Below are 24,977 nucleotides of genomic sequence, written 5' to 3' on the forward strand. Positions count from 1 at the left end.
AGAAAATTATTAGGAGGTTGTTTTAATGGGAGAAGATATTAAGGTCATCGTGTTTAAACTAGGAAACGAAGAGTATGGTATCGAAGTCGATAAGGTTCAGACTATTGAACGTATGACGTCTATCACACGTGTTCCAAAGACATACACTTTTGTGAAAGGTGTAATTAATCTACGTGGTGTTGTTATTCCTATCATTGATTTGCGAGGGCGATTTAACCTTCCAACGATAGAGTATACCGAGAATACTCGTATTATTATTGTCGCTGTGAATGACTTAGAGGTAGGATTTATCGTAGATTCCGCTAATGATGTTATCGACCTTAATACGGATAAAATTGAGAATCCGCCTGAGGTTGTTGGTGGAATAAAGGCGAAATATCTGCAGGGAGTTGCCAAGCTTGATGAAGAACGCCTTCTCATTATGCTCAATCTATCCGAAGTATTAAATAAGAAAGAGATTATTCAATTGGAAAGTATAGAGGATTAATCATAGATGGGAGTCTTTAAGAATTTTAAAGATTTTAAAATGGACGTACTAAAGGAAGTAGGTAACATTGGTGCTGGGAATGCGGCTACTGCCCTTTCTCGGCTTCTAAATAAACCTATAGATATGTCAGTTCCTAAAGTGCAGATTCTTCACTTTGAAGAGGTATCCGATAAGGTAGGTGGAGCAGAGCAAGTTGTTGTGGCTATATTTTTAAGGGTCAAAGGTGAAGCACCAGGCAATTTGTTTTTCATTTTAAGCCCTGAATCCGCTAAGAGGCTACTGAAATATCTAGTAGGAAATGATATGGATAACGATGATGCTTTTAATGATATGGAGATTTCAGCTCTGAATGAAATTGGAAACATACTATCAGGTTCATATCTTTCATCACTAGCTGATTTGACCAAGTTATCCATGACCCCTACAGTTCCTTCGTTAGCTATTGATATGGCGGGAGCAATATTAAGTTATGGACTTCTTCAGTACGGACAAATGGGAGACAATGTACTTCTCATTGACACCACATTTTTAGAGGGGAATCATGATGTGGAAGGTCAATTTCTCCTTATACCTGACCCAGAATCTCTTTCTAAAATATTCGAATCTTTAGGAGTGCCTCTCGAGAATGATTGAGCAAGATATTGTGAAAGTAGCCATGGCTGACCTGAATGTTATTAAACAAAGTGGGTTAATCCGTACTTCTGGATTAGGTTCTTGCGTAGGACTTACAATGTATGATCCAATTCTTCAAATAGCGGGCATGGCACATGTTATGTTGCCCTCCTCCGAAATTGCACGAGAAGGTGAGCTGAATATTGCTAAATACGCAGATACAGCCATACCAGCATTGTTAGAGAAACTTATGAAATTGGGCTCTTTGAAGACTAATCTTGTAGCTAAAATGGCGGGTGGATCGCAAATGTTTGCTCTTGGAGGACATAACGATACCATGCGAATTGGCCCTAGAAATACGGAGTCATGTAAAGCAATACTACACGAGCTAGGGATTCTACTTGTTGGGGAAGACACGGGCGGGCATTATGGACGTACCATTGAACTTGATTGCAAGACAGGCATACTATTTATCCGGAGTGTACAAATGGGCGTAAAGGAATTGTAGCGAATATGAAAAATATACGATTTAATCTACTGATTGCTGGGTTTGGATTTGTACTTACTTTCATTACTTCATCATTAAATAATCTATATACAACAAGTTTAATAAGAGCGGTGTTTGCTTTTGTAATCTTGTTTGTACTCGCTTTTGTTTTTAGATGGATATTGGGAGGTGTGACTGCACAAGCAGTTGGAAAGGCTGAGGGAGATAGTGAAGTAGGTCAAGATATTACTCAAAAGGGTGCACGGTTTGACTTAAGATTACCAAATGACAATGAAGAATTTAATGACCTGTTAAAACCAAAGCCTGAATCATCTACTGGAGACGACACCGGATTTACGCCGTTAAATCTACCCAAATTGGTTTCCGCGCAAGATCCTGAGCATTTGGCTAAGGCCGTTCGTCACCTGACAGAAAAATAAGGAGGGTGAAAGCATTTGAACGAGCAGAAAGTTTCTAATTTGAATCATACAGACTTGTGGGAATTATGGAAAGAGCATGGCGACATTGAAGCTAAAAAAAAGCTCATAGAGAGTTATTTGCATATCGTTGACTACGTATCTAGTAGATTGGCTATAGGCCTTCCAAAGAATGTTTCTAAAGATGATTTGGCTAGTAACGGTGTAATGGGCCTGATTGATGCTATCGATAAATTTGATTATAAACGAGGCTTCCAGTTTGAAACTTATGGTTCGTGGCGTGTTCGGGGCGCCATCCTTGATTCATTACGTCAGGGTGATTGGGTTCCAAGATCTGTTCGTGAAAAAGCGAAGAAAATTGAAGATGCTTTTCAATATTTGGAGCAAAATTATCTACGTACGGTAACTGATTCAGAAATGAGCCAATATTTAGAGGTTTCTGAAAAAGAATATCAAAGTATGTTACAAGAAGTAGCTGTGATGACATTATGTTCGTTAGAGGATCCCATTCGAGAAGAAGAATCGGAGACTCGGTTGAGTATGATGGTTGATGAAAAGGCAAAGAATCCTGATTATAAGATTAATGAATTTTATATGAAGGAATCTTTATTAAGAGGTATTGAAAAACTTACAGATAAAGAACGAACTGTTGTATCACTTCTATATTATGAAGATCTTTCTTTAAGTGAAATCGCAGAAGTCATGTCTCTTTCTCCATCGCGCATTTCGCAACTTCATTCCAAAGCTATTTTTAGATTAAGAGGAACATTACAGAAAAATAGAGGGTTGCTAATGGAAAGCGATTAATGAGTGCTAAATATAAGCCAAGGATATACAAGAGTTAATAAGGAGGGGTAAGCATGACTGATCACTTTTCGCTTAAATCTAATTTGATAATAAGTATTTCTGATGACAAAACTGAGGCATACCTCCAGTTCTCTAAGCGAGACGAAAAATTCAGTTGTACCTTGGAAGAGCTTGAGAAATTCCTTCATAGTCAGCACGTTAAGCATGGAGTTGAACGTAATGCTCTTCAACAGATTGTGGACAAACCTGAGGATTACTTCTCAGCAAAGACACCTATAGCATTTGGAGAAGCTCCAGTACACGGTGAAGATGGACGAATTGAGATGCTTATGAAAGTAGCGGATAATACAAACCATAGTCCATTGGAGTCGGGAAATGGAAAGGTAGATCATAAGGAAGTAAATAACCTAAGCAATGTTCGCAAAGGTCAGATCATCGCTAAGCGTATTCCACCGATTCCCGGCAAACCAGGAATATCAGTTTCGAACGAAGTCATACCCTTTAAAGCAGGGAAAGATGCAAATTTTAAAGTAGGAAAAAATGTCGTTCTTGATTCAGAGAAAGCAGCTATGTATGCAACCATTGATGGAATGATAACTATCGTAGATCAGAGTAGAATCAATGTATTTCCAATATACGAAGTAAATGGGGATGTAGATTATAGTATTGGGAATATTGATTTTGTTGGATCGGTTATTATTCGAGGTAATGTGCTAACTGGTTTTAGAATTAAGGCAGCTGGAGATATTCGTGTAATCGGAGGCGTTGAAGGAGCCGAACTTGACGCAGAAGGTTCTATTGAGATAACAGGCGGAATTATTGGGTACAATAAGGGCCATGTAAAAGCAGGTCGTAGTGTGAAAAGCTCCTTCGTACAAGAAGGTAACGTGATCGCTGCAGAGGAAGTGGTTGTTTCCCAAAGTATAATGCATTCTAATATAAGGGCAGGCAGAAATGTTATATGTAGGGGTACCAAGGGCTTAATCGTTGGTGGGAGTATTCAGGCCGGTGAGAGAGTTATTGCAAGGACTATAGGGAATACGATGTCTACCGTTACAACAATTGAGGTAGGTATAGTTCCTGACCTAAGAAATGAACTATCTGATCTGCGTACTCAACTTAAGTTACAAACAGATAGCTTACTGAAAACAGAAAAAGCTTTGAATTTGTTGAATCAATTAGCTTCTTCTGGTCAATTGACAGCTGATAAATTGGCTTTACGACTTAAACTGAATGTCACTCTTAAATATCATCTTAAAGAACAAACTCGAATCAAAGAACGTATCTTAGATATTGAGAAGATGCTTGAAGAGACGAACAAAGCAAGAATTGATATTATCAAAACGATTTATGTGGGTTCTAAAATTGTCATTGGCAGGAATACACGATTTGTGAAGGATACATCGGAACGGGTTTCCTTTTATTATTCAGATGGTGATATATCTATGGTCCCTTACATATAAACCTATTAAATTAATTTATTCGAGAGTGAGGTGGATATCGTGAGTATGAAATCGGTAGAACTACAAATTGCTGTACCGAGAACCCAAGAAATAGGGAAAATACAAAACGAACTTCATCAGAGAAGCGCTCAAGAACAAACATTATTAATGAATCAAGAAGTAAAAGATAGCCGTGAGCTACGACATCGTAGCTCGGGTATTGATGAAACAAAGAATTCTTCTATTCGAGAAGAGGGAAAGCAACAACATTCTTCTCAAAGTGATGGACGACAAGATAACAATCAACAAGAACAAACGTCAGAGAAACATGCAGCTGAGCACCCGTATAAGGGACATCATATCGATCTGTCTCTATAAATATCATGTTGAACAGATCAAAGGAGACTAGAATCTTTTGGAACCATGGATTATTATCATCATGTTAGGGGCCGCGGCCTTGATATATGCTGTGATGTTGCCTAGAAAACAAGAAGGAAAAATTTCTTCAGAGCAAATGGTCAAAGAAGTGGAGGCCACTTTGGAGCAGTATATGGCTGATATAGAAGAAGAAAATGATACATTGGTAGATTTAGTTGGACAGATGAAGAATGATATTACGGCTAAGCAGGTAGCCATGGAAGAGCAAATGAGAGAAATGCATCAGAGATTACTTCAGGTTGAACATCAATCGGAACAACAAGCTGCTCTTATAATGGAAGCAGAACAAGAAAGACGTCTTCATGTTTCCGCTTTAGCGGAGTTGAGCAGTGTTAAAGCAGGTGTGATTGATACACACGAAGATGAACAGTCTATTAAGATGGCTGTACTTGAGAATTCCATTAAACACCGTTATGTAGAACTGTTTGAACTGTACGATCAAGGTAAGTCTATTGATCTAATCGGAAAATCAGTGGGACTTCAGCGTGGTGAAGTTCAGCTTATTCTTCAATTAGCGAAACAGGAGGAGTCACTGTGATGAAGAATCGTTCATTTATGAGCGGCTTAGGCATGGGACTCATAATAGGTGCAGTTTTGCTTCAGCTAATGATCATTGGTGAGGGGCAATTGTCTTCAAGTAAAGAAGAAACTACAAGTAACTTGACTAGGGAACAGATTGAAGAGCAAGCTAAAGCGTTAGATTTAAAAGTAACAGAATCATCGCAACAATTATTGACAGTTGAAGAATGGAAACAGCAAATGATTGAAGAGAGTTCCCAACCACAGGGTGAGACTACAAAGGCTCCTGTAAAGGCTACAAAAGCTGCAGAACCCAACCAACCTTCAACTCCGGACAAACCTGTAGAGAAGGCCGATAGCACGACAACTAATATTCAGAAGACGGTTCCCGTGAAGACACCCGTAGCACCTTCGAAGAATGAAGTCACTAAGTCAATAGCGTATAAGCTAAAGAGTGGAAGTAATTTAACCGATGTTGCGGAAGACCTTATGAAAATAGGTGTGATTACTAACAAGGACCAATTTATTAAGGATGCCGTGGCTAAAAAGATAAACAGAAAGATTCGTGCTGGAAGTTATACCTTTATAAAAGGTGAAAGTAATGAATCCGTTATATCTAAAATTCAAATGCAATCATCTCGCTAATGACATTTTTAGCAGATGGTTGTATTTTCTTTAAGTTCAAAATATTCCAAATCAAAATCCAAGCCTATTTCGACATGAAAAAGTATTGCATCAGTATATAACTTGTGGTATATTAATTGTCGGTGTTAAAAACACACGCCAAGTGATCCCTGTAAGGGTGCTTTCTTTTGAAGAAAGTCTTTAAGGGAGATGACGGTTGGCGGAGGACACAAAAAACCAATTTATAGGAGGCGCTTAAAATGGGAGTAATATCCATGAAGCAACTTTTGGAAGCAGGCGTACATTTCGGTCACCAAACTCGCCGCTGGAATCCAAAAATGGATCGTTATATTTTCACAGAAAGAAACGGAATCTACATCATTGACTTGCAAAAAACAGTTAAAAAGGTAGAGGAAGCTTATAACTTCGTGAAAAGTGTTTCTGAAGAAAACGGAACAATCCTTTTCGTAGGAACAAAAAAACAAGCACAAGATTCAGTTAAAGAAGAAGCTGAACGTTGTGGAATGTTCTACATTAACCAACGCTGGTTGGGTGGAACTCTAACTAACTTCGAAACGATTCAAAAACGTATTTTCCGCTTGAAAGAGCTTGAAAAATGGGAAGAAGATGGAACATTCGCTGTTCTACCTAAAAAAGAAGTTATCATTCTTCGCAAAGAGAAAGATCGTCTTGAAAAATTCCTAGGCGGAATCAAGAACATGAAGGGCCTTCCAAGTGCCTTGTTCATCATTGATCCTCGTAAAGAACGCATCGCGGTTGCAGAAGCTCGCAAATTGGGTATTCCAATCGTAGGTATCGTAGATACTAACTGTGATCCAGACGAAATTGACTACGTTATTCCTGGTAATGACGATGCAATTCGTGCTGTTAAACTCTTGACTGGTAAAATGGCTGATGCCATTGTTGAAGCTCATCAAGGTGAAGAAACAACAGCCTAATATCCGATTAGGTAATTCATATATGAATGAATTAAAATGAAAAGGGTGGTTGGCAGGTGGATAACCTCTCACTGCCCTTTTTTTAAAATATTACGAAAATATAGGTTATACCCATACTTTCGTAATATTGATCGCGGAATTAGGTATTGGCTCTTCTGAGCGATTATTAAATGGATGAACAAAGTGAAAAAAACAATATCATTTTTGGAGGGAATAACCAATGGCAGTTAATGCTAGTGCAGTAAAAGAGCTTCGTGAAAGAACGGGCGCAGGAATGTTGGATTGTAAAAAGGCTCTTGATGAAACTAATGGTGATGTATCTAAAGCGATCGAGTTTCTTCGTGAAAAAGGATTGGCAGCAGCAGCTAATAAGGCTGGACGTACAGCTACTGAAGGTACTGTAGAATCTTACATTCACGCTGGAGGAAAAATTGGTGTGCTTGTAGAAATTAACTGTGAAACTGACTTCGTTGGTAAAACAGATCAATTCAAAGAATTTGCTCGTGACATCGCGATGCAAATTGCAGCAGCTAACCCACGTTATGTTCGTCGTGAAGAAGTGCCACAAGAAGAAGTTGAGAAAGAAAAAGAAATCTTGAAAGCACAAGCACTAAATGAAGGAAAACCTGAAAAAATCGTTGAAAAAATGGTTGAAGGTCGAATCAGCAAGTACTATGAAGAGTTCTGCTTGATGGAACAATCCTTCATTAAAGATCCTGACAAAACCATTTCTATGATGTTGAATGAAAAAATCAGCAAAATTGGTGAAAACATCACAATTCGTCGCTTTGTTCGTTTCGAACTTGGTGAAGGCTTAGAGAAAAAAGTAGATAACTTCGTTGAAGAAGTAATGGCGCAAGTTAATAACTAAATCTTACTTAAATGGCGTTATAATCATAGACATAAAGAAGAGTGGAACACAATGTGTTCCTTCTTTTTTAACATAAAAGAAGTATTAGTTGAAGAATAGTTGCTTTTATTTCTTGAAACGGATATAAAAACTGGCGCGGACTTATTAGCGCCTTCTCAAAGTGGAGGGTTAACATGGAACAGCCAGTATTTAAAAGAGTGGTCTTAAAAGTAAGTGGTGAATCTCTCTCAGGTCAAAATGGATACGGCATTGACGCGGACACTATAGCTTCTATAGCAGACCAAGTTAAAGAAGTAGTGGAACTTGGTGTTGAAGTGGCTATCGTATGTGGCGGTGGTAACATATGGCGTGGAATCGCTGGTAGTGCGAATGGATTTGATCGTGCTACTGCTGATTATATGGGTATGCTAGCAACAGTCATGAACTCGTTAGCGTTGCAGGATGCATTAGAACAGATTGGTGTTCCTACTAGAGTTCAGACATCTATTGCAATGCAGCAGATTGCTGAACCTTATATCCGACGTAGAGCTATTCGTCATTTGGAAAAAGGTCGCGTTGTTATTTTTGCTGCAGGAACAGGAAATCCGTTCTTCTCAACAGATACAACTGCTGCTTTACGTGCTGCTGAAATCGAAGCTGAAGTGATCTTGATGGCGAAGAACAAAGTGGACGGTGTATATTCGGCAGATCCTTTCAAAGATGAAACGGCTGAGAAGTTTGAACAGTTGACCTATATGGACATGCTTAACAAAAATTTAGGTGTTATGGACTCCACTGCATCGTCCTTATGTATGGATAATAATATCCCACTTATCGTATTTGCAATCACGGAACAGGGAAACATTAAACGTGTTGTACTAGGTGAGAAAATAGGAACCATTGTTAAAGGGAGTGTAGACTGATGCCACAAACTATTAAAAAAAGTGCTGAAGAGCGCATGGAAAAAGCAATTCTTGCTTTAAAACGTGATTTAGCTTCATTGCGTGCAGGTCGTGCAGCACCATCTTTGCTTGATCGAATTCAAGTGGATTATTATGGTTCGCCGACACCAATTAGTCAATTAGCCAACATTAATACTCCGGATTCTCGTACGTTGATGATTCAACCTTGGGATAAATCTTCGTTATCTGAAATCGAACGAGCAATTTCAAAGTCTGATATTGGAATTACACCTTCCAATGACGGAACGATGATTCGTTTGACTATACCAGCTCTAACTGAAGAACGTCGGATTGAATTGGTTAAGACAACCAAAAAATTTGGTGAGGAAGCCAAAGTGGCTGTACGTAACATAAGACGTGATGCAAACGATGATATTAAGAAACTTGAAAAGACTGATATTACCGAAGATGAATCCCACAGACATCAAGAAGATATTCAAAAGATGACGGATAAATATAGTGCCGAAGTCGACAAGGTTCTCTTGGTGAAAGAAAAAGAGATCATGGACGTATAAGAGACTTATGGCCCCTCCTATTATGGTGGGGTTTGTCTCTTTTTTTACAGTAGTAACTTATTGATAATTATATGTGCGTTATATCAGTTTCAACTTGCAGAAAGTGGCTTGGAGGAAATGGAATGATCAAACGAATCCGATCATGGTGGATGCATAAAGATAGTCCGAAACCGATGGAAATTACGGCGGATAATATTCCTGAACACGTTGCTATCATTATGGATGGGAATGGAAGATGGGCTAAACGGCTTGGGTTACCACGTGTTGTTGGACATCATAACGGCATGAAAGCTGTTAAACGTGCTACTATCGCGGCAGATGATCTTGGCATTAAATATTTAACAATGTACGCTTTCTCGACTGAGAACTGGAAACGACCTAAAGATGAAGTTGATTTTCTAATGCGGCTTCCCCAAGAATTTCTCGCAATTGAATTGGACGAATTAATAGAAAGAAACGTACAGATTCGGATGATGGGCGATAAGGATGGATTACCTAGCCATACTTTGAAAGCTATGGATGATGCAGTAAATCGGACGGCGAATAATGACGGTCTTGTACTTAATTTTGCCCTGAACTATGGTGCTCGTAAGGAATTAACAGATTCAATGATTGAGCTTGGACGTGAGATCGAAGCAGGTAGATTAAAAGCGGATGCTATCACTGCTGAATCCATAGGAGTCCATTTGAAAACGAATGGTATGCCTGATCCGGATTTATTGATCCGTACAAGTGGTGAAATGAGAATAAGTAATTTTATGCTATGGCAGTTAGCTTATAGTGAATTATGGTTCACCGATATTTACTGGCCTGAGTTCAATAAGGAGCATTTACATCATGCTGTTGCTGAGTATCAGCGGAGAACTAGGCGTTACGGTGGACTGTCATAACTCAAGAAGAGGATGAAAACCGTTGAAACAACGACTTATTACCGGAATTTTTGCGGGTGCTATTTTTCTAGGGGTTTGTGTGATCGGTGACTTATCATTTCATTTGCTTATTCTTGCTATGTCTTTAATAGGATATTATGAATTTGTGAAGATGATTAAAGTACGCCCTTTTAGTTCAGTAGCATTTATGGGGTTTCTTGGTGTACTAATGATCATGTTCCCTTGGAAGCTACTAAATATCACTTATTCCCCTGGTGGAGAGATGGTATGGATCCTTCTCTTTTTGTTGATGTTAATGACGGTCTTTACTAAAAATCGCATAAATATTCAACAAGTATCCTTACTACTATTAGGTGTGTTATATATAGGAGTCGGATTTTATTTTATCGCGGAATCTAGGCACGCTCCGGATGGACATGGGCTATTCTGGACTTTCCTGTTACTTTCTTGTATTTGGGCAAGTGACGCGGGTGCATACTTTGTTGGTAAACAATGGGGACGTCATAAGCTTTGGCCTGCCATTAGTCCCAATAAGACCATTGAGGGTGCGCTCGGCGGTGTAGTGATAGCAATGCTGGTTGCCATTGTATTCTCAATGCTTTCTGGAGACATACTTGGTTTAGGAAGAGCGTGCCTTATCGGTGTCGCTTGTGCTGTAGTAGGACAACTAGGTGATTTAATGCAGTCCGCTTACAAGCGAGTGTACAATATTAAAGATTCAGGTAAGCTATTACCAGGTCATGGCGGGATATTAGATCGTTGTGATAGTTGGATTATTGTTTTCCCTTTTGTACATATCGTGATGCTATTGCCTTACTAACACGAGAGAAGGTGCATTATGAAAAAAATAAGTATCTTAGGTTCTACGGGATCCATAGGGACGCAGACGTTGGATGTGGTGTCCACGCATAGAGATCAATTTCAAGTCGAAGGGCTTGCTGCTGGGACAAACACTGAATTATTAATTCGCCAGGTGAATGAGTTCCAACCAAAGAAAGTATCCGTGGCTACGAAGGAATTAGCTGAGAAAGTTAAACCACATTTACCTGCTACTACTCAAGTTTATTATGGAGACGAAGGTCTTGTAGAAGTGGCGGCGTGCACGGATGCGGAGATGGTGGTTACGGCTGTTATGGGTAGTGTAGGATTACAATCTACATTGGCTGCAATTGAAGCTGGTAAACATATTGGATTGGCAAACAAAGAAACCTTGGTAACTGCGGGTCACTTGGTGACTTCACTTGCTGTCGAAAAAGGTGTGAAGTTGTTCCCGATCGACAGTGAACATAGTGCAATTTTTCAATGCATGAATGGAGAAAATAGAGCAGATGTTGCTGGGATTACGATCACTGCTTCTGGTGGATCATTTCGAGATTTAACTCGTGAAGAACTAAAAGGTGTTACGGTTGAAGATGCGTTAAAGCATCCAAACTGGTCTATGGGTTCCAAAATTACAATTGATTCAGCAACGATGGTGAATAAGGGATTGGAAGTTATAGAGGCCCATTGGCTATTTGACTTACCCTATGATCAAATTAACGTACTTCTACATCCAGAGAGTATTATCCATTCTTTTGTGGAATTCTGTGATAGCAGTATTATTGCTCAATTAGGTAATCCAGATATGAGAGTCCCTATTCAATATGCGCTTACCTATCCCGAACGCTGGACATCTTCAACACGCAGTTTGTCTCTTGCAGAAGTGGGTAGTCTCCATTTTAAAGAGTTGGATTTTGTTAGATTCCCGTGTCTACGGCTTGCGTATGAGTGTGGCCGAATGGGTGGTACAGCAACAACTGCGTTCAATGCTGCTAATGAAGTTGCTGTTGCGCGGTTTTTACAACGAGAAATATCGTTCCTGCATATCGAAGAGATTATTGAACAAGTGCTTGAACAACACGATAATATCTCTCTACCTGATTTAGGTTCCATTCAAGAGTGTGATCAACGTTCGAGGGAACTCGCTCTTAGAATTTAAATCTTACAATCTTCTCCTTTCAAAAAAAATGCTTCAAAAGTGATTCTCTTGTGTTGGATCGGAGAATAATGATAATCTATAAGGACATACTTCGATCTTAGACAATGAAAGGGGATGAGATGCTTTGGAAATGGTTCAGATTGTTTTTCTGACAGTGTTAATGTTTTTTGTTATTGTAACGGTACATGAGTGGGGACATTACTATTTCGCTAAGCGTGCGGGTATATTGGTTCGTGAATTCGCTATCGGTTTCGGCCCGAAACTGTTCTCCTATAGACGTAATGAAACTCTATTTACGCTTCGCTTGCTACCATTTGGTGGTTACGCACGTATGGCCGGTGAAGATCCAGAACTTGTGGAAATACAGGTCGGACAGACGATTGCTGTTCGTATAGTGAACGACGAAGTGAAAAAGATCTATCTAGATCAGTTGGATAACCGTAAGAATGTGATACGGGGTGAAGTAGAGTCTATTGATTTAGACCAAGCTCTAACTATCAAACTTAATGTAGACGAAGATGTACAACAATATCGAGTTCATCCTCAAGCCATGATGGTTACCAAAGGGCAAGAGACGCAAATCGCTCCAAGAAATCGCCAATTCGGTAGCAAGACTGTAGGGCAACGTGCTCTATCCATCTTTGCAGGTCCTGTGATGAACTTTATTCTTGCATTTATATTGTTCGCCATACATATCCAGATGGCGGGTATACCTTTGGAAAATCCAACGTATGTCCAGATCGGTAATGTATCAGATGGCATGCCAGCCTCTGAAGCGAATTTGAAAAAGGGAGATATTGTTGATTCCATCAATGGTACGCCGATTGGTGCAGATTATCAGAAGATGATCGCGTTAACGGCAGAATCTCAAGATAAACCTATGGAGTGGACTATTCGCCGTGGCAGTGAAACTTTTAATGTAACACTTGTTCCACGCACGATGGAAGGACAAGAAGGCGGTAAGGTAGGTATTACACCAGAACTTCCTTCTCGTAAGGCGACTTTCGGTGAGACGATTTCCAATTCAGGTAAAACTATGGTGAGTACGACTGAAGTGATCTTCCAAGGGTTCAGTCAGTTAATTAACCAATTCTCCATGGATGATCTAGGAGGACCTGTAAGAACGTTTGAGGTTACGGGTCAGATTGCGAAGCAAGGAATTGAGCAACTTACGTATTGGGCAGCTATATTAAGTCTGTATTTAGGGATTTTCAACCTACTTCCAATTCCAGCACTTGATGGTAGTCGACTTGTGTTCCTTGGTGTTGAATGGGTACGTGGTAAACCACTTGATCCGAATCGTGAAGGAATGGTTCATTTTATTGGGTTCGCCATGCTATTCCTACTGATGATCGCTGTTACCTATAATGATATATTAAGATTGATTAATGGATAACAAAGTTCCAACTCCAGCATATACAGCTACGATATCGGATTGTCCTTACGATCGCTGTTGCCATCCGATTTCTTGATTATATACCGCTCTTAGCGGTAGAAATCCGATGGCAAAGCCGAGCGCTTAAGCTTCTTCAGGACAATTCCGCTCCCTTTGCTAAGTATATGCATGAGTGGACCTTCTCGAAGGTTCGAAAGAAGTAACAACAAAAACTTAGATTATGCTTCCGATGTGAATTTTTCAGAAGCATAACAAGTAGTAGCACAGAAAAATTTTAGGAGGACATTCATCCTTATGTCAAAAGATAAGCAGTTCGTGACGGAAATTACACCGCAAGGAGAAGATTTCTCCCGGTGGTATATAGATGTAATTAAGAAAGCGGAGTTAATGGATTATTCACCGGTTCGTGGGTGTATTGTGTTCCGTCCAGACGGTTATGAAATTTGGGAACATATTCAGACTGAAATGGATCGTCGTTTTAAAGAAACGGGACATCGTAATGCGTATTTCCCTCTATTTATCCCAGAGAGCTTCTTCCAAAAGGAGAAAGATCATATCGAAGGATTTAATCCGGAATTACCATGGGTAACGGAAGCTGCTGGAGAGAAGCTGGAAGAACGTCTTGCGATTCGTCCAACTTCTGAAACGATGTTTGGGCATATGTATTCCAAATGGATTCAATCTTATCGTGACTTGCCTGTTTTGATTAATCAATGGGCGAACGTCGTTCGTTGGGAAAAGCGGACATTGCCTTTCATTAGAACTAGTGAATTCTTGTGGCAAGAAGGTCACACTGCTCATGAGACAGAAGAAGAAGCGCGCGAAGAAACAATGAAAATGCTTGAAGTATATCGTACCTTTGTAGAGGAATTCCTTGCGATCCCCGTTATTACGGGTCAAAAGACGCCATCGGAGCGATTTGCAGGGGCAGTGGATACCTTCTCTATTGAAGCGATGATGAAAGATGGGAAAGCGGTACAAGCCGGTACATCTCATTATCTAGGAACGAAATTTGCGGAAGCATTTGAAATACAATATTTAAGTCGTGATAATACACAAGAATTTGTGCATACGACATCATGGGGTACAAGTACAAGACTGATTGGATCATTAATTATGGTTCATGGAGACGACCGTGGGCTTGCGCTACCTCCAAAAGTAGCACCTACTCAGGTTATCATGATTCCTATTGGACCTGCTAAGACACGTGATGCAGTAGTCGGACGTACAGATGAATTGTTCAGTGAATTGAAGAAAGCAGGCGTGCGCGTTAAGGTCGATGACCGTAGTGATGTGACTCCAGGCTGGAAGTTTAATGAATATGAGATGCGTGGTGTTCCTGTTCGTTTAGAACTTGGTCCTCGTGACATGGAGAACGGTGTCTGCGTGTTAGTATCTCGTATCACGGGTGAGAAGAAGATTGTTCAACAAGATAATCTAGCTGAAGAAGTTAAAGCTATGCTTGAACAAGTGCATCAGGAAATGTTTGACCGTGCGAAGCAATTCATGACGGACCACTTCTACTCCGTGGATAATCTTGAGGAAATGAAGATGAGAATGGAAGAATCTCGTGGCTTCACATTAGCTGGATGGTGCGGTACAGTAGAATGTGAGAGTAAGGTTAAAGAAGAAACGGGAGCAACAAGCCGCAACATTCCATTTGATCCTGCTGAAGTGAAAGAAACATGTATCGCATGTGGACAACCGTCTAAGCATACAGTTGTATTTGCTAGAGCGTATTAAGAGATCTTAGAATAGGTCTATATCTAGAACTAATAGAGCCATGGTGGAGAGCTTCTGGCAGAAATGAGTCGGTGGGTAAGAGATCGAGAACATTTTTGTATACAGAAGCTTTTCCCATTTTAACTGTTATTGCAAGGTGGTCAAGGGGGAGGAAAAATGAGCAACTTGGAAGATAAAAGAACACGATTTGAGCTTTTGATGAAACAAGGTGCAGTTCCACCTGCTCTAATCGATCCCCACTTTTTGGATGGCTATATAGAACAGGTGGAAATTAGCCGTAGTAGCCAAGAATGGGCAATTCAAATTGTGAAGGATACGATAGTCCCTGGTGAAGTGTATCGAGCCTTTTGTCTTAGAATTCAAGAAAAGATGCAACATATTGCTAAGATATCATTTGTTTTCAAATATACGGATCGTGTATCAGTCGAAGATATAGTGAATGCGTATTGGGCTTTGTTCACAGAGTGGGTACATCGGGAAATTCCTTCTGTAAATGGTTGGATGGCGAGAGCATCCCATGAGCTAGAAGGTGATCAGTTACTTTTAAGACTTACAGATGCCACTTCACTAGAACTAGCTAAGAAGAAACAAATCGATCAAGCGATCACACGTTTCTATGCTCACTATTTTGCTCTTCCCCTTCGCGTTAAATTGGGCGTTGGAGATAACGGGCAAGAGGCTATTAAGGAGTTTGAAAAGAAGAAGATCGAAGAAGAGCGTGAAGTTGTTCAGAACATGATGAGTAGCATTGAGGCAGAAAGTAATTTCGACGAAGATGCTGGAGATGTTCGTCTTCATATGGGATACGATATCAAGGAACAGCCAGTACCAATCCAAGATATTCAGGATGAAGAGAAGAAGATTACGATTCAGGGAGCTGTGTTTGGTCTTGATAGCAAAGAACTACGAAATGGTATGACGTTGTTTACATTTAACGTAACTGATTTTGGGGATTCGATGCAAATGAAGATGTTTGCTAAAACAAAAGATGACGTTAAAGTACTAAGCCAATTGGAAAATGGAAAATGGATTAAAGTACGTGGTCGGGTAGAATACGATCGGTTTATGCAAACGCCTGAACTGGTTATGATGCCATCGGATTTAAATGAGGTACAAGCACCTCCTGAACGCAAAGATAATGCACCGGTGAAACGAGTAGAATTTCATTTGCACTCGACGATGAGTACAATGGATGCCATCACACCTATCGATAAGTATATTAAGACAGCGGCAAGATGGGGACATACTGCTATTGCCATTAGCGATCATGGGGGTGTTCAAAGCTATCCTGAAGCAGCTAAAGCGGCCAAAAAGAATGGATTAAAGATGATCTATGGCGTTGAGGCTAATGTTGTGAATGACTCTATTCCTATCGTACTCCAACCTCAATCGATTGAACTGAGTAGTGCTACTTACATTGTATTTGATATAGAAACTACAGGCCTATCAGTTACGGCTAATAATATTACAGAGCTTGCAGCGGTGAAAGTGAAAGATGGTAAAGAAATTGATCGCTATGCCACTTTTGTTAATCCACACGAGAAAATCCCTTATCATATTCAGCAACTTACGAATATAACGGATGAAATGGTGAAAGATGCACCAGATCTGGAACCTGTTTTACATGAGTTTTTGAAATTTGCTGGAGACGGCATTCTTGTAGCTCACAACGCAAGATTTGATGTTGGATTTATCCAAGCTTCGTTAAAAGAATACGGTTTACCTGAGATGCCTAATCCAGTGCTTGATACCCTTGAGTTAGCACGGTTACTTTATCCTGGGATGAAGAATCATAGACTTAATACGATGGCTGCTAAGTATAAAGTATTGTTAGAGAGTCATCACCGAGCGATTGATGATACGATTGCATTGGTAGGGATCTTGAGTGGACTTCTAACCGATGCTGATAAAATGAAGGGTATAACGATGTTAGATCGTCTTAATGACTATGTCGGTCAAGATTTGTCTAATACGCGCCCATTTCATTGTGGAATATATGCGTTGAATTTGGTTGGGAAGAAGAACTTATTTAAGTTAATATCATTGTCCAATACGGAATATTTCAAGAAAGTGCCTTGTATTCCGAAATCTAAGCTCGTGGAGATGCGTGAAGGATTACTTGTGATTTCGGGTTGTGAAAAAGGAGAATTCTTTGAAGCCGTATTGAATAAGTCCGTTGAAGAGGCGGAGGAGATTGCACAGTTTTACGATGTGTTAGAAATTCAACCATTGACGATGTATATGCATTTGGTTGATAAAGGTTTTGTGGCTAGCCCGATTGAGTTAAAGACGGCATTGAAACGGGTCTGCGAAATTGGTGAGAAATTGAGTAAACCCGTTATTGCAACCGGGAATGTTCATTATCTAGAACCTCGCGAGAAGTTATTCCGTGATATTGCCATTAATGGGATTACTGGATTTAGTCCATTGAAGGATATCCGCAAACCAGATGCACATTTTCGTACGACAGACGAGATGCTGGAGGAATTTGATTTCTTAGGTAAAGAGAAAGCAACAGAAGTAGTGATTACCAATACCGTTGAACTTGCAGATCGTTTCGAAGACTATCCATTATTCCCTTCTAAGCTGTATACACCGATCATGGAAGGTGCTGACGAAGAGATTCGGAAGACTTGTTATGATACGGCTATGGGTTTATATGGGGAAGACTTGCCTGATGTCGTGATAAAACGGCTTGAGAAAGAGTTAGAGCCTATTATCAAGTATGGATTCTCAGCTAACTATTTAATATCTGAACGTCTTGTTAAGAAATCCAACAGAGATGGTTATCTAGTTGGGTCACGGGGATCTGTTGGGTCATCTGTAGTAGCTACCTTTTTAGGGATATCAGAAGTTAATCCGTTACCTGCTCATTACGTATGTAAGAATTCGGACTGCAAATATAATGAATGGTTTCTGGATGGTAGTATTCCGAGCGGATTTGACCTTCCAGAGAAAATTTGTCCACATTGCGGTGGAATGCTGAAAGGGGAGGGACAAGATATCCCGTTTGAGACTTTCCTTGGATTCAAAGGAGATAAAGTTCCGGATATTGACCTTAACTTTTCAGGGGAATATCAGTCGGTCGCGCATAACTTTACTAAAGAGATTTTTGGTGAGAAATGTGTATTCCGTGCCGGCACGATAGGTACAATTGCGGAGAAAACGGCTTTTGGTTATACCAAAAAGTACGAAGAAGAACATGATAAGAAATGGCGTGGAGCTGAGGTAAGTCGTCTTGCTGCTGGATTTACAGGTGTCAAAAGAGGTACGGGTCAGCATCCAGGGGGAATTGTGGTAGTACCGGATTATATGGATGTAGAAGATATCACACCGGTTCAATACCCTGCAGATGATACTGGAGCTGAGTGGAAGACAACGCACTTTGATTATCATGCTTTTGAGTCTAACTTACTTAAACTTGATATTCTGGGTCACGATGATCCAACGATGATGCGAATGCTGCAGGATTTAACAGGAGTAGACCCTACATCGATACCTATGAATGATCCTAAAGTGATGAGCTTATTTAGTTCTACAGAGGCACTAGGGGTTACACCTCAACAAATTAGAACGCCTGTTGCTACATATGGTGTACCCGAGATGGGAACTAAATTTGTACGACAAATGTTAATTGAGTCATTGCCAACGTCCTTTGCCGATTTACTTCAAATTTCTGGATTGTCTCATGGAACGGGGGTATGGCTTGGAAATGCGCAGGATCTCATCAAGAATGGGACATGTAATATCAAGACAGTTATTGGTTGTCGTGATGATATTATGCTCTATCTGATCTATAAAGCTGGGATGGATGCGGGGTTGGCTTTTACCATTACGGAAAGTGTTCGTAAAGGTAAGGGGCTAACACCTGAATGGATTGAAGAGATGAAGAAATGTAAAGTACCTGCTTGGTATATTGATTCCTGTCTCAAAATTCAATACATGTTTCCAAAGGCACATGCTGCAGCATATGTTATATCTGCCGTGCGTACTGCTTATTTCAAATTGTATTATCCAATTGCGTATTATGCGACTTATTTTACGGTTCGGGCCGAGGATTTCGATATTGAACTCTGTTGTCAAGGTTATGAAGCCATAGGTCATCAAATTGTGGAAATTGAGCAGAAGGGTTTCCAAGCAACGACCAAGGAGAAGGGCATGTTAGCTATACTTGAAATGGCGTTGGAAATGACTGCACGTGGATTTACTTTCAAAAGCATTGATCTATACCGTTCAGATGCTACGAAGTTTACAGTAGATGGAGATTCCTTAATCCCACCGTTCTCAGCGATGCAGGGGATTGGTGACAACGCTGCCCGTAATATTGCAGCAGCACGTGAAGCGGGAGAATATTTATCGATTGAAGACTTCCAGCAGAAATCAAAGGCAAGTAAGACCATAGTTGAATTACTCACACAGATGGGGTGCTTCCGAGGGTTACCAGAAAGCAATCAACTTTCCCTATTCTAAAAGAGGAATGACACTCGATAATCCCTTCATATCTCGTGTAGACGCAAGGGTAGTCAAGGACTGATACTTGTCAGTGTTGCCAGACTATGTTATAATTTTTTGTAGTAATCATGGAGATAAAACCGTTGTGTAAAGAGTGGGGCAACCCACTCTTTACTCTTTGGTATATAGGATAATGAAAGTCTTGGAGGTTATAGTCTTTGAGCACACCTAAGATAAAAAGTATCGTAGAAGAAATGGTCCAACCTTATTTGGATGAACATAACTTCGAACTAGTTGATGTGGAATACGTGAAAGAAGGAAGTAGCTGGTTCTTACGTATTTATGTTGACAAAGAAGGCGGTATTGATATTGATGACTGCGGCTTGATTAGTGAATATTTGAGCCAGCAGCTGGATCTGAATGATCCAATTACTGATGTTTACTTCCTGGAAGTATCGTCTCCCGGTGCGGAGAGACCATTAAAGAAAAGCACAGATATTACTAAGGCCGTTGGTAAGGATGTGTTTGTTACTGTATACGAAGCACTGGACGGTCTCAAAGAATTTGAAGGCCGGCTTCTTTCGTTTGAGGACGATATTCTTGTCATTGTTATAGGTAAGAAGCAGTACAGTATTCCGTATGCTAAGGTTGCGAGCGCGAGATTAACGATCATTTTTTAAAGAACTGGATAAAGAGAGGGGGAATTGAATTCCAATGAGTATGGATTTTATTGAAGCAATGAATGAATTGGAACGAGAAAAAGGGATCAGTAAAGAAATTATTTTTGAAGCTATTGAGGCAGCACTAATCTCAAGCTACAAACGTAATTTCAATACAGCCCAAAATGTACGAGTAGACATGAACCGCAATACGGGGGTTATTAAAGTATATGCCCGTAAATTAATTGTTGAAGAAGTGTTGGACCCTAGAATGGAGATTTCACTTCCCGCAGCACGAGAAATAAATCCTCATTTCCAATTGGAGGATATTGCAGAGATTGAAGTTACTCCTCGTGACTTTGGTCGTATTGCTGCACAGACAGCAAAACAAGTCGTTACACAACGTATTCGTGAAGCAGAGCGTGGTCTAATCTATAACGCCTTTGTGGACAAAGAGGAAGATATTGTAACGGGAACGGTTCAACGCCAGGACCCTCGTAATGTTTATATTGACTTAGGTAAAGTTGAAGCGTTACTTCCTTTGAACGAATTAATGCCGAATGAGAAATTTAAACATGGCGAACGAACAAAAGCTTACATTACAAAGGTTGAGAACACGACAAAAGGTCCACAAATTATGTTGTCACGTACTCATCCCGGCTTGCTTAAACGTCTGTTTGAACTGGAAGTGCCTGAAATATTTGACGGGGTTGTTGAGATTCGTTCCGTTGCACGTGAAGCAGGTTTCCGTTCCAAAATAGCCGTTTATTCTCGCAATGATGAGGTGGATCCAGTAGGTTCTTGTGTTGGACCTAAGGGTGTCCGTGTTCAGACTATTGTTGGTGAACTGCGCGGAGAGAAAATTGATATCGTGCGTTATTCCGATAAAGTTGAAGAATATGTTGCAAATGCACTTAGTCCTTCCAAAGTACTGGAAGTTGAAGTGTTTGAGAATGAGAAGATGGCACGTGTCGTTGTGCCAGATTATCAATTGTCTCTTGCTATCGGTATTAAAGGACAGAATGCAAGACTTGCAGCAAAATTAACGGGTTGGAAAATTGATATCAAAAGTGAGACTCAAGCGGAACAGGAATTCGGTAGACCAAAAACATTCTCTGATGAGATGCCTCAAGATTCTGTCTCCGTCGATTAATTTTCTAATTAGGACGGAGGGTGCAGTATGAAGACAAGGAAAGTGCCAATGCGTAAATGCGTGGCATGTCAGGAAATGATGTCGAAGAAACAGTTAATACGTATTGTGAAGACGCCAGAAGATGAGGTACTTATTGATCTCTCAGGTAAGAAGTCTGGTCGCGGAGCTTATCTGTGCGGTAAAGTTGCCTGTTTCAAACTAGCTCAAAAGAATAAGTCATTGGATCGTGCCTTGAAACATCATGTAAAGTCAGAAATTTATGAACAATTGGCAGATGATTTTGTTGCTGCGGAAGATGAATTTCTAGACATGAAGGAGAAGTCCAATGATGAATAAGACGCTTTCTCGTCTGGGTCTTGCGATGCGTGCAGGAAAAGTAGTTACAGGTGACGAAGTCGTGCTCAAAACTATTCGTTCTTCAGAAGCTAAGCTGGTTATTTTAGCTGGCGATGCCTCACCAAATACACAAAAGAAGTTTCGTGATAAATGCGGAACATACAAAATCCCTCTGGTGATCGGATATGACCGGGAAAGTCTGGGCACAAGTATTGGGAAACCACATCGTGTTGTGCTGGCAATTACGGATCAAGGATTCGCGGAAATGATCTCCAAATCAATGGAGACAATGTCGGAGGTGGAGTATATTGACTAAACAAGAAAGTAATAAGGAAAAATTGCGCGTATATGAGTATGCTAAATCGCTAAACATGAGTAGTAAAGAAATTATTACGATTCTTAAGCGTTTGGATTTACCTGTTAATAACCACATGAGTGTAATGGAGAATGATTCTGTCACTAAAGTGGAGCAATTTTTTAAGAATATTAAGTCCAATGCAGCCGCTAAACGAGATAGCGGAGATAGCCCAGCAGTGGCAGCAACGTCATCTGTTAAGAAGGATGTCGATGTGATTAAACCAACGGAAGAGTCTCTTCCTCGTCAAGAGAATAGTTCCGTAACGGTGCAAGATGAAACCAAAAAACAACAGGAAAAGCAGGTAGGTATGAATAATAATACGAATAATAACAATGGTACAGGTACAGTAACTTCAAGACCTCAAAGTAGTAGTAATGGATCACAAAGTAGACCACAGAATAGTACAGGTTCTCAAAGACCTCAAAGTACTGGAGGTACTACAAGACCATCTTCATCTCAGGGTAGCCAAAGACCAAGCGGTCAGTCTCAAGGCGGAGGACAACGTCCAAGTAGTCCAACAGCACGTCCACAGACTCAGAACCGCGGGACAGGAGCTCCAACACGTGATGCGTCACGTAGTGAAGGTGCTGGCCAAGGTGGAGCTAACAAGAATAGATCTAACAACAATGGATCTAGACGTTTCGACGACAACAAGGGTGGTAACTACAGAAATAACCGTGGTGGCAAGAACAATAGAGGTAAAGCTCAATACCAAGCTCGTGAAAAAATTGACAATACCCCTAAGAAAATTATTGTTCGTGGTGTAACTACAGTCGGTGAATCTGCTAAATTACTTCATAAAGATGCTTCGGAAGTTATTAAAAAGCTGATTACGATGGGTGTTATGGCAACGATCAATCAGGAATTAGATGTTGAAACAGTACTCCTTCTTGCCGCTGAATTTGGTGTGGAAGTTGAAGTGAAGATCGCTGTAGAAGACGATCGCTTCGAGACTCTTGAAGAGGTCGATGAAGAAACAGATTTGAAACCGCGTCCTCCAGTAGTAACGATTATGGGTCACGTTGACCATGGTAAAACTACGTTACTTGATGCTATTCGCTCTACGAATGTTACGGGTGGCGAAGCAGGCGGAATTACGCAGCATATTGGTGCTTATCAGGTTGAAATTAACAATAAGAAAATTACGTTCCTTGATACACCAGGTCACGAAGCTTTCACAGCTATGCGTGCACGTGGAGCTCAAGTAACAGATATTACGATTATTGTCGTTGCTGCAGATGATGGTGTAATGCCACAGACTGTGGAAGCAATCAGCCATGCTAAAGCTGCTGAACTACCCATTATCGTTGCTGTTAACAAGATCGATAAACCGGGTTCAGATCCTGATAAAGTGAAGCAAGAGTTAACAGAATATGGTCTGGTTCCTGAAGAATGGGGCGGAGATACAATATTCGTTAATGTATCTGCTAAACAAAGAACAGGACTTGAAGATTTGCTTGAAATGATTCTGCTAGTAGCAGAAATGAACGAATATAAAGCTAACCCTGATAAACGTGCACGTGCGACAGTTATCGAAGCTGAGCTAGATAAAGGCCGTGGTCCAGTAGCACGAGTATTAGTACAACACGGAACACTTCGTGTAGGGGATGCATTTGTTGCAGGTAACTGCTTCGGACGTATTCGCGCAATGGTTAACGATAAGGGACGTCGTTTAAAAGAAGCAGGCCCATCAACACCTATAGAAATTACAGGTTTGACTGAAGTGCCAAAAGCGGGAGATCCGTTTATGGTGTTTGAAGATGAACGTAAAGCTCGTTCTATTGCAGACAAACGTGCTATCACTCAGCGTCAGTCTGAAATGGGTAGCAACGTTCGTGTAACTTTGGACGATCTATTCCAACACATTAAAGATGGTGAAATTAAAGGACTTAACGTCATCATCAAGGGTGATGTTCAGGGTACAGTTGAAGCTCTTAAGAGTTCACTTGAGAAGATTGAAGTAGAAGGCGTTCGCGTTAAAATACTTCACAGTGGTGCGGGTGCGATTACAGAATCCGATATTATTTTGGCTGCTGCTTCAAGTGCAATTGTTATCGGATACAACGTTCGTCCTGATCATCAGGCTGCTCTAACTGCAGAACAAGAGAAAGTAGATATTCGTCTACATCGTGTTATTTATAATGTTATTGAAGAAATTGAGCAAGCTATGAAGGGCATGCTCGACCCAATTTATAAAGAAACCATTATCGGCCATGCTGAAGTCCGTAATGTATTCACAATCACGAAAGTGGGTACTGTTTCAGGATGTATGGTTACTTCAGGAAAAATTACGCGTAATGCGGAAATTCGCTTAATTCGTAACAGCATTGTCATTCATGAAGGCAAGATTGATTCATTGAAGAGATTTAAAGATGATGCCAAAGAAGTTGCTCAAGGTTATGAATGTGGGATTACTTTGGAAAACTATAATGACGTTAAAGAATTTGACGTTATTGAAGCGTTCATCATGGAAACAGTTGAACGTAAGTAGAGAGGTGAAATAAACATGGCTAAAATTCGCACAGGACGTGTTTCAGAACAGATCAAGAAGGAATTGAGTGTTCTCATCCAAAGTGAACTCAAAGATCCTCGGATAGGCTTCGTAACCGTAACAGGGGTCGAAGTTCCAAATGATTTTGCACAAGCAAAGGTGTATCTCAGTGTGCTTGGCGACGAAGAACAAAAGAAAAACACGCTTATTGCTCTCGATAAAGCTAACGGTTTTCTTCGTTCGGAGCTCGGCAAAAGAATTCGTTTTCGGCATACGCCGGAACTTATATTTAAGTTTGACGAATCTATTGCATACGGGAGTCATATTGAAAAGTTGTTAAGCGAGATTGATAAGAATCAATGATCAGGTTTTCATAAAGGAG

General features: G+C 40.4%; 25 protein-coding genes. All 25 read left to right on the top strand.

The genetic code is table 11. From position 1 onward, the window contains the following. Positions 1 to 25 precede the first annotated feature (25 nt). The gene (locus AC1D7X_RS03780) at positions 26 to 487 is read left to right on the top strand and encodes a chemotaxis protein CheW (protein WP_495456244.1); all 462 of its coding nucleotides are present in this window, start codon (positions 26 to 28) and stop codon (positions 485 to 487) included. Positions 488 to 493: 6 nt separating this feature from the next. After that, on the top strand, positions 494 to 1,120 hold the full coding sequence (locus AC1D7X_RS03785) for a chemotaxis protein CheC (RefSeq protein ID WP_495456243.1): 627 nt from the start codon (positions 494 to 496) through the stop codon (positions 1,118 to 1,120). Then, positions 1,113 to 1,607, top strand: coding sequence for a chemotaxis protein CheD (locus AC1D7X_RS03790; protein ID WP_495456242.1), 495 nt, complete (start codon positions 1,113 to 1,115; stop codon positions 1,605 to 1,607). Before AC1D7X_RS03785 ends, AC1D7X_RS03790 begins: the two co-directional genes overlap by 8 nt. Before the next feature lie 5 nt (positions 1,608 to 1,612). Then, on the top strand, positions 1,613 to 2,026 hold the full coding sequence (locus AC1D7X_RS03795; protein ID WP_495456241.1) for a hypothetical protein: 414 nt from the start codon (positions 1,613 to 1,615) through the stop codon (positions 2,024 to 2,026). 15 nt (positions 2,027 to 2,041) lie between these two features. Then, on the top strand, positions 2,042 to 2,830 hold the full coding sequence (locus tag AC1D7X_RS03800; RefSeq protein ID WP_495456240.1) for a FliA/WhiG family RNA polymerase sigma factor: 789 nt from the start codon (positions 2,042 to 2,044) through the stop codon (positions 2,828 to 2,830). Positions 2,831 to 2,883: 53 nt separating this feature from the next. After that, entirely contained in the window at positions 2,884 to 4,293 is a 1,410-nt protein-coding gene (locus tag AC1D7X_RS03805; RefSeq protein ID WP_495474683.1) for a flagellar assembly protein A, read from the top strand. A gap of 45 nt (positions 4,294 to 4,338) precedes the next feature. Then, the gene (locus AC1D7X_RS03810) at positions 4,339 to 4,650 is read left to right on the top strand and encodes a hypothetical protein (protein ID WP_495456391.1); all 312 of its coding nucleotides are present in this window, start codon (positions 4,339 to 4,341) and stop codon (positions 4,648 to 4,650) included. Positions 4,651 to 4,687: 37 nt separating this feature from the next. Further along, a complete protein-coding gene (locus AC1D7X_RS03815) occupies positions 4,688 to 5,248 on the top strand; it encodes a hypothetical protein (RefSeq protein ID WP_495474684.1) in 561 nt (186 codons plus the stop codon). Beyond that, complete coding sequence (locus AC1D7X_RS03820; RefSeq protein ID WP_495474685.1) at positions 5,248 to 5,874, top strand: hypothetical protein; 627 nt, start codon at positions 5,248 to 5,250, stop codon at positions 5,872 to 5,874. The genes AC1D7X_RS03815 and AC1D7X_RS03820 overlap by 1 nt, the downstream gene beginning before the upstream one ends. Before the next feature lie 239 nt (positions 5,875 to 6,113). Then, positions 6,114 to 6,812 carry a 30S ribosomal protein S2 gene (gene rpsB, locus AC1D7X_RS03825; RefSeq protein ID WP_495456236.1) on the top strand — a complete coding sequence of 233 codons (699 nt, stop codon included), beginning with the start codon at positions 6,114 to 6,116 and terminating at the stop codon, positions 6,810 to 6,812. A 220-nt stretch (positions 6,813 to 7,032) separates the two neighbouring features. Then, the gene (tsf, locus tag AC1D7X_RS03830) at positions 7,033 to 7,683 is read left to right on the top strand and encodes a translation elongation factor Ts (RefSeq protein ID WP_495456235.1); all 651 of its coding nucleotides are present in this window, start codon (positions 7,033 to 7,035) and stop codon (positions 7,681 to 7,683) included. A 173-nt stretch (positions 7,684 to 7,856) separates the two neighbouring features. Then, positions 7,857 to 8,585: a UMP kinase gene (gene pyrH / locus AC1D7X_RS03835; protein WP_495456234.1), complete on the top strand. Its 729-nt coding sequence runs from the start codon at positions 7,857 to 7,859 to the stop codon at positions 8,583 to 8,585. Beyond that, a complete protein-coding gene (frr, locus tag AC1D7X_RS03840) occupies positions 8,585 to 9,139 on the top strand; it encodes a ribosome recycling factor (protein WP_495456233.1) in 555 nt (184 codons plus the stop codon). The genes pyrH and frr overlap by 1 nt, the downstream gene beginning before the upstream one ends. A gap of 122 nt (positions 9,140 to 9,261) precedes the next feature. Continuing rightward, a complete protein-coding gene (uppS, locus tag AC1D7X_RS03845; protein ID WP_495456232.1) occupies positions 9,262 to 10,029 on the top strand; it encodes an undecaprenyl pyrophosphate synthase in 768 nt (255 codons plus the stop codon). A 22-nt stretch (positions 10,030 to 10,051) separates the two neighbouring features. Beyond that, positions 10,052 to 10,849: a phosphatidate cytidylyltransferase gene (locus AC1D7X_RS03850; RefSeq protein WP_495456231.1), complete on the top strand. Its 798-nt coding sequence runs from the start codon at positions 10,052 to 10,054 to the stop codon at positions 10,847 to 10,849. An 18-nt stretch (positions 10,850 to 10,867) separates the two neighbouring features. After that, positions 10,868 to 12,007, top strand: a complete 1,140-nt coding sequence (locus AC1D7X_RS03855; protein WP_495456230.1) for a 1-deoxy-D-xylulose-5-phosphate reductoisomerase — start codon at positions 10,868 to 10,870, stop codon at positions 12,005 to 12,007. 124 nt (positions 12,008 to 12,131) lie between these two features. Further along, the gene (gene rseP, locus AC1D7X_RS03860; protein WP_495456229.1) at positions 12,132 to 13,403 is read left to right on the top strand and encodes an RIP metalloprotease RseP; all 1,272 of its coding nucleotides are present in this window, start codon (positions 12,132 to 12,134) and stop codon (positions 13,401 to 13,403) included. Positions 13,404 to 13,697: 294 nt separating this feature from the next. Continuing rightward, the gene (proS, locus tag AC1D7X_RS03865; protein ID WP_495456228.1) at positions 13,698 to 15,146 is read left to right on the top strand and encodes a proline--tRNA ligase; all 1,449 of its coding nucleotides are present in this window, start codon (positions 13,698 to 13,700) and stop codon (positions 15,144 to 15,146) included. 156 nt (positions 15,147 to 15,302) lie between these two features. Further along, positions 15,303 to 19,616 (top strand): PolC-type DNA polymerase III, encoded by a 4,314-nt coding sequence (locus AC1D7X_RS03870; RefSeq protein ID WP_495456227.1) that lies wholly within the window; start codon positions 15,303 to 15,305, stop codon positions 19,614 to 19,616. 200 nt (positions 19,617 to 19,816) lie between these two features. Continuing rightward, positions 19,817 to 20,278 carry a ribosome maturation factor RimP gene (gene rimP / locus AC1D7X_RS03875; protein WP_495456226.1) on the top strand — a complete coding sequence of 154 codons (462 nt, stop codon included), beginning with the start codon at positions 19,817 to 19,819 and terminating at the stop codon, positions 20,276 to 20,278. A gap of 34 nt (positions 20,279 to 20,312) precedes the next feature. Continuing rightward, entirely contained in the window at positions 20,313 to 21,410 is a 1,098-nt protein-coding gene (gene nusA / locus AC1D7X_RS03880; RefSeq protein ID WP_495456225.1) for a transcription termination factor NusA, read from the top strand. A gap of 27 nt (positions 21,411 to 21,437) precedes the next feature. Continuing rightward, positions 21,438 to 21,746, top strand: coding sequence for an RNase P modulator RnpM (gene rnpM / locus AC1D7X_RS03885; RefSeq protein ID WP_495456224.1), 309 nt, complete (start codon positions 21,438 to 21,440; stop codon positions 21,744 to 21,746). Next, complete coding sequence (locus AC1D7X_RS03890; protein ID WP_495456390.1) at positions 21,739 to 22,062, top strand: L7Ae/L30e/S12e/Gadd45 family ribosomal protein; 324 nt, start codon at positions 21,739 to 21,741, stop codon at positions 22,060 to 22,062. The genes rnpM and AC1D7X_RS03890 overlap by 8 nt, the downstream gene beginning before the upstream one ends. After that, the gene (gene infB / locus AC1D7X_RS03895) at positions 22,055 to 24,595 is read left to right on the top strand and encodes a translation initiation factor IF-2 (protein ID WP_495456223.1); all 2,541 of its coding nucleotides are present in this window, start codon (positions 22,055 to 22,057) and stop codon (positions 24,593 to 24,595) included. The genes AC1D7X_RS03890 and infB overlap by 8 nt, the downstream gene beginning before the upstream one ends. A gap of 15 nt (positions 24,596 to 24,610) precedes the next feature. Next, complete coding sequence (gene rbfA, locus AC1D7X_RS03900) at positions 24,611 to 24,958, top strand: 30S ribosome-binding factor RbfA (protein WP_495456222.1); 348 nt, start codon at positions 24,611 to 24,613, stop codon at positions 24,956 to 24,958. The last annotated feature ends 19 nt before the right edge of the window (positions 24,959 to 24,977 follow it).

The sequence above is a fragment of the Paenibacillus sp. Y568 genome (assembly GCF_059445545.1).

What these genes read in the sequence shown, in the direction of transcription:
- rpsB (WP_495456236.1), top strand. Translation starts at nt 6,114, where the DNA reads ATGGGAGTAATATCCATGAAGCAACTTTTGGAAGCAGGCGTACATTTC.
- tsf (WP_495456235.1), top strand. Translation starts at nt 7,033, where the DNA reads ATGGCAGTTAATGCTAGTGCAGTAAAAGAGCTTCGTGAAAGAACGGGC.
- AC1D7X_RS03820 (WP_495474685.1), top strand. Translation starts at nt 5,248, where the DNA reads ATGAAGAATCGTTCATTTATGAGCGGCTTAGGCATGGGACTCATAATA.
- rnpM (WP_495456224.1), top strand. Translation starts at nt 21,438, where the DNA reads ATGAAGACAAGGAAAGTGCCAATGCGTAAATGCGTGGCATGTCAGGAA.
- AC1D7X_RS03805 (WP_495474683.1), top strand. Translation starts at nt 2,884, where the DNA reads ATGACTGATCACTTTTCGCTTAAATCTAATTTGATAATAAGTATTTCT.
- AC1D7X_RS03855 (WP_495456230.1), top strand. Translation starts at nt 10,868, where the DNA reads ATGAAAAAAATAAGTATCTTAGGTTCTACGGGATCCATAGGGACGCAG.
- AC1D7X_RS03785 (WP_495456243.1), top strand. Translation starts at nt 494, where the DNA reads ATGGGAGTCTTTAAGAATTTTAAAGATTTTAAAATGGACGTACTAAAG.
- AC1D7X_RS03890 (WP_495456390.1), top strand. Translation starts at nt 21,739, where the DNA reads ATGAATAAGACGCTTTCTCGTCTGGGTCTTGCGATGCGTGCAGGAAAA.
- rbfA (WP_495456222.1), top strand. Translation starts at nt 24,611, where the DNA reads ATGGCTAAAATTCGCACAGGACGTGTTTCAGAACAGATCAAGAAGGAA.
- proS (WP_495456228.1), top strand. Translation starts at nt 13,698, where the DNA reads ATGTCAAAAGATAAGCAGTTCGTGACGGAAATTACACCGCAAGGAGAA.
- AC1D7X_RS03795 (WP_495456241.1), top strand. Translation starts at nt 1,613, where the DNA reads ATGAAAAATATACGATTTAATCTACTGATTGCTGGGTTTGGATTTGTA.
- AC1D7X_RS03870 (WP_495456227.1), top strand. Translation starts at nt 15,303, where the DNA reads ATGAGCAACTTGGAAGATAAAAGAACACGATTTGAGCTTTTGATGAAA.
- AC1D7X_RS03810 (WP_495456391.1), top strand. Translation starts at nt 4,339, where the DNA reads ATGAAATCGGTAGAACTACAAATTGCTGTACCGAGAACCCAAGAAATA.
- uppS (WP_495456232.1), top strand. Translation starts at nt 9,262, where the DNA reads ATGATCAAACGAATCCGATCATGGTGGATGCATAAAGATAGTCCGAAA.
- AC1D7X_RS03780 (WP_495456244.1), top strand. Translation starts at nt 26, where the DNA reads ATGGGAGAAGATATTAAGGTCATCGTGTTTAAACTAGGAAACGAAGAG.
- nusA (WP_495456225.1), top strand. Translation starts at nt 20,313, where the DNA reads ATGAGTATGGATTTTATTGAAGCAATGAATGAATTGGAACGAGAAAAA.
- frr (WP_495456233.1), top strand. Translation starts at nt 8,585, where the DNA reads ATGCCACAAACTATTAAAAAAAGTGCTGAAGAGCGCATGGAAAAAGCA.
- AC1D7X_RS03790 (WP_495456242.1), top strand. Translation starts at nt 1,113, where the DNA reads ATGATTGAGCAAGATATTGTGAAAGTAGCCATGGCTGACCTGAATGTT.
- pyrH (WP_495456234.1), top strand. Translation starts at nt 7,857, where the DNA reads ATGGAACAGCCAGTATTTAAAAGAGTGGTCTTAAAAGTAAGTGGTGAA.